Annotated in this window: 6 protein-coding genes; all 6 read left to right on the forward strand. The window is 41.0% G+C overall.

From position 1 onward, the window contains the following. The coding region (locus AC29Z1_RS12285) for a radical SAM protein (protein WP_488271755.1) at positions 1-705 on the forward strand (705 nt) is incomplete at its 5' end. A 103-nt stretch (positions 706-808) separates the two neighbouring features. Continuing rightward, positions 809-1,156: a histidine triad nucleotide-binding protein gene (locus tag AC29Z1_RS12290; protein ID WP_488271756.1), complete on the forward strand. Its 348-nt coding sequence runs from the start codon at positions 809-811 to the stop codon at positions 1,154-1,156. A gap of 96 nt (positions 1,157-1,252) precedes the next feature. After that, positions 1,253-1,429 (forward strand): 30S ribosomal protein S21, encoded by a 177-nt coding sequence (rpsU, locus tag AC29Z1_RS12295; RefSeq protein WP_488271757.1) that lies wholly within the window; start codon positions 1,253-1,255, stop codon positions 1,427-1,429. A 19-nt stretch (positions 1,430-1,448) separates the two neighbouring features. Further along, complete coding sequence (locus tag AC29Z1_RS12300) at positions 1,449-1,904, forward strand: GatB/YqeY domain-containing protein (RefSeq protein WP_488271758.1); 456 nt, start codon at positions 1,449-1,451, stop codon at positions 1,902-1,904. 591 nt (positions 1,905-2,495) lie between these two features. Next, positions 2,496-3,806 (forward strand): NfeD family protein, encoded by a 1,311-nt coding sequence (locus AC29Z1_RS12305; RefSeq protein ID WP_488271759.1) that lies wholly within the window; start codon positions 2,496-2,498, stop codon positions 3,804-3,806. A 13-nt stretch (positions 3,807-3,819) separates the two neighbouring features. Further along, the coding region (gene floA, locus AC29Z1_RS12310) for a flotillin-like protein FloA (RefSeq protein WP_488271760.1) at positions 3,820-4,711 on the forward strand (892 nt) is incomplete at its 3' end.

Raw genomic sequence — 4,711 nt, forward strand, 5'->3', positions numbered from 1 at the left:
GATTTTTCAAATGAGGAACAAGAGATTACACTTGTTGATGCCGTCAAGACGGTTTTAGATGTGGGAGGTAATCGTCTTAAACGCTTACGTCTAGGTTCACTGGAATCGGTTGAAGTATCTGACAGTTTAATGAATCTAATGTTGACAGACAACCGGTTTTGCCATCATTTACATCTGCCGCTGCAGTCAGGGGATGACAGGATACTAGTAGCTATGAACAGGCACTATACTACTGCACAGTATCGGGAATTAATTACCGGTATTATCGCGCGTGTTACAGATATTGCTATTACGACAGATATTATTGTTGGTTTTCCCGGAGAAACTGATGAAATGTTTGCCAATACATTGGATTTTGTCAGCACAATGCCATTTGCTAAAATCCATGTCTTTCCTTATTCGCGTCGGACAGGTACTCCTGCTGCAACTTTTTCGGCGCAAGTACCTGAAGCAGAAAAGAAACGCCGGGCTCAGCGTTTGCAAGAGCTTGCTGATAAGCAGGCAGAAGTATTTCACCAATCATTAATTGGACAGACACTTGAGGTATTGTTCGAAATGAACGAAACAGAAGGGTTACTCTCAGGTCTAACCGGGAATTATGTGCGGGTTTATGCAGCCGGTGGTCAGCAGAATATTGGTCAAATAGGTAAGGTTATTATTACGCGGTTGCACCAAGATGGGCTCTGGGGGCAAATAGTAGAATAATTTCTTAGGTATCATAATTTCTGGCAGGATTTTATATAATGCAAGAAGAATATTTTATTGAACAAATGTATATTACTATCTAATACTGAGGGGAGGGATACCTATGCAGCAGGACTGTATTTTTTGTAAAATTGCGGCTAAGACTGTTCCGGTAAATGCTATTTATGAAGATGAACATCTTATTGCATTTCCGGATATAAATCCCGTCGCCCCTGTACATATATTGGTCATACCAAAAAAGCATATTGCCAATATTCTTGAAGTGGCGCCTGATGAGGTCGAGCTGCTTGGTCATATCATGACGACAATTCCGAAGATTGCTGCAATCGCTGGAGTAGCTGAAGATGGATTCCGGACAGTCATTAATACCAAAGATAATGGTGGGCAAACTGTTTATCATCTCCACTTCCACATTTTGGGCGGACGTTTTATGACATGGCCTCCAGGCTAATATTGACAATATTCAGCGTTTTGGTATATAATAATTAGGTGTATGTTATTCAAGTACACTTCCTCGTAATGGTTCTAGTGGAGGGAGGGAGATCAGATGTCTGAAGTAAAAGTAGGCAAAAATGAATCGCTTGACAGCGCACTCCGCCGGTTCAAGCGTACATGTCAAAAAGCCGGGGTTCTTGCGGAAGTTAGAAAACGCGAGCATTATGAGAAACCTAGCGTAAGACGCAAGAAAAAATCCGAAGCTGCACGTAAACGTAAGTTTAACTAGTTTCGGAGGTATCAGTTGAATGTCTATTAAAGACAAGCTTGCAGAAGATATGAAGCAGGCCATGAAGGATAGAGAAGGTGGAAAATTTCAGCTTTCTGTTATTCGCATGGTGCGTGCGAGTATCAAAAACCTAGAAATTGATAAGAAAAAAGAACTTTCTGAAGAAGAAGTTTTGGATGTGCTGGCTAAAGAAGTCAAAATGCGCCGGGATTCGATTGAAGAGTTTAAAAAAGGTAATCGTCCTGATTTGGTAGAGAACCTCGAAAAAGAAATCGACATTCTGATGCAGTACCTTCCTCAACAATTAAGCGAACAAGAAGTAAGGACTCTTGTGAATGAAGCGATTATAGAGTCTCAAGCAGCCAGCATCAAAGATATGGGCAAGGTTATGGCTATACTGATGCCAAAAATTAAGGGTCGTGCTGACGGTAAGTTCGTAAATAGCATTGTACGCGAATTCTTAAATCAGCAGTAGAACAATTTTAATCCGGCGTTTTTAACGCCGGATTTTAGTTTATTTGAATGATACATAATGCTTTGATAGATAATTATAAACAAAAGAGAAAAGACAAGCATTTGCTTGTCTTTTCTGTAGTTAGTGAAGCTGGCCGTAAATCCTGATAATTAATTTACTGTAGCTTATGCTAAGAGAGGTAGTAGATATTGTTGCTATAATGGTACTACGATGAGTTGAAAGGAGACTATTACAAATAAACTGCGTTAGTTGCTGAGAGTAGTTGAAAAAGTTACTACGAATAAACTGCATAAATTACTATGAATAATTAAGTAAAATTATTACAATAAACTGCGCCGATTACTACGAAAAAGTATAAATAGTAAATGTATATTGCTAGAAATGTTACTGTATTTAATGTTGTGTAAGCTTCACTTGACTATATTAAGACAATAACATACATTATTCGACAAGTCAAGCATTTTATAAAAATAACGAATATTCAAACTTTCGACAATTGTAATTTATAGCTAACAGGAATACTGGCAAATGATGGCGAATAAACTAATAATGATTGGTAAGAGCATGTATCAATTGATTTGAGGTGAGAATTTGCGAAATATTATTTGCCATAAATTTGTAGTTATTATAATGGCGGCCTTATTTACTATACTATTTGCAGAAAGACCGATAGCGGCCAGTACGGGGCCGGTCATCTGTATATCGATTAAAGGAGAAATAAACGGTGGTCAAGCTGCACTTGTTCGTAAAGCTTTGGCTGATGTCGATAACGAACAGGCGCAAGCCGTCTTAATTGAAATTGATACTTTTGGTGGTCTAGTTGATGCCGCTGTTAGCATCCGCGATATGATTATCAATTCAACGGTGCCGACTATCTGTTATATAAAAAATCGTGCTTGGTCAGCAGGAGCGCTGATTGCTATTTCACATAAACATATTGCAATAGCGCCAGGAGGAAGCATCGGGGCAGCCGAACCAATACCAACTACTGAAAAAACAGTAGCTGCATTAAAAGCTGAGTTTGCTGCTACAGCTAACCGAACTGGCCGCAATCCCCAGATCGCTGAAGCTATGGTAGATAAATCATTGGGCTTTCCCGGTTATGCCGAATCTGGTCAAATTTTGGCTCTTACGGATTACCAGGCCACTCAAGTCGGTTATGCTGATCTAGTAGCGCCTGACAGGAAAACCGTTCTTGCGCATTATGGTTTAGCAGATTGTGAAGTCATAGAGTATGTACCAAGTTGGCAGGAGAATCTGGTAGGTTGGCTGTCTAATCCAACAGTTCAGTCATTCTTGATGTCAGTGATATTTTTGGCAGTATTAACCGAAATTAAAACTGCCGGCTTAGGGGTTGCTGCTGTTATTGGTCTGATTGCGGCTTTGCTCTTTTTTGGCAGCCAGTGGCTTACTGGTATCGCCGGGTGGCTGGAAATTCTTCTGTTTCTCAGTGGTCTTCTACTTATTCTGGTTGAACTCTATACACCTGGTGTAGGGATATTTGGGATTGCCGGTGTTATTGCTATATTTGCCAGCCTGTTTTTAACCCTAGGAGCAAATGCTACTGCTATAAATATGTTGGCAATCAGTTTGGCAGTTGCCATTGTAGTATTTCTGTTCTTGTTAAAACATCTGCCATCCAGTAAGTTATGGTCACGACTCATTTTAAAAGAGGCCGCGACCAAAAATGCCGGTTTTAGCAGCAGTCAAGATTACAGTCAGTTTTTGGGTAAAACAGGAGTGACACTTACAGGCCTTCGGCCGGCAGGCGCTGTGATTATCGACGGTGTTCAACTTGATGTAGTGTCTGAAGGACAATATGTCGAGCCTAATATAGTAGTTAAGGTGGTGAGTATAACCGGAAACCGTATTGTCGTTCGTCCAGTAAATTCCGATAAATAGTAGGAGGTCATATATGTTATCAGCTTTAGTGGGTAGTGCTTTGTTTATTTTTTTAGTAATTGTCGCGATTGGTGTTTTTTTGCATTTTGTGCCACTAGGACTCTGGATTTCCGCCTTAGCGGCCGGAGTCAATGTTGGTATCTTTACCTTAGTTGGTATGCGACTTCGGCGAGTTCCGCCAGCTAAAATTGTGCATCCATTAATCAAGGCAAATAAAGCCGGGTTGGATGTAAATGTAAATCAACTCGAAGCTCATTTTTTGGCGGGAGGCGATGTTGATAAGGTAATTGATGCCTTAATTGCCGCTCATCGTGCAGATATTCCGTTGCCTTTCGAACGTTCTGCAGCCATAGATCTAGCTGGTCGGAATGTGCTTGAAGCTGTCCAAATGAGTGTTAACCCTAAAGTAATTGAAACTCCGCTTGTATCAGCGGTAGCTAAAAATGGCATTGAGCTTAAAGTTAAGGCAAGGGTTACTGTCAGGGCTAATATTGACCGTTTGGTTGGCGGTGCAGGCGAAGCTACTGTCTTAGCTAGAGTTGGCGAAGGTATCATTACTACAGTGGGTTCGACTGATGACCATAAAGATGTATTGGCAAATCCTGATCATATTTCCCGTACTGTATTAACTAAAGGACTTGATTCCGGAACTGCTTTTGAAATTTTGTCTATTGATATTGCCGACGTTGATGTTGGGCGAAATATTGGTGCTGAATTGTTAACAGACCAGGCCGAAGCTGATAAACGCATTGCGCAGGCAAAAGCCGAAGAACGGCGAGCCATGGCTGTTGCGCGGGAACAAGAAATGCGTGCGTTTACGCAAGAAATGCAGGCTAAAGTGGTAGAATCGCAGGCGGAAGTACCAAAAGCGTTGGCGATTGCTTTAAAAGAAGGTCGCATTGGTG

It is taken from the genome of Sporomusa sp. (genome assembly GCF_057736855.1).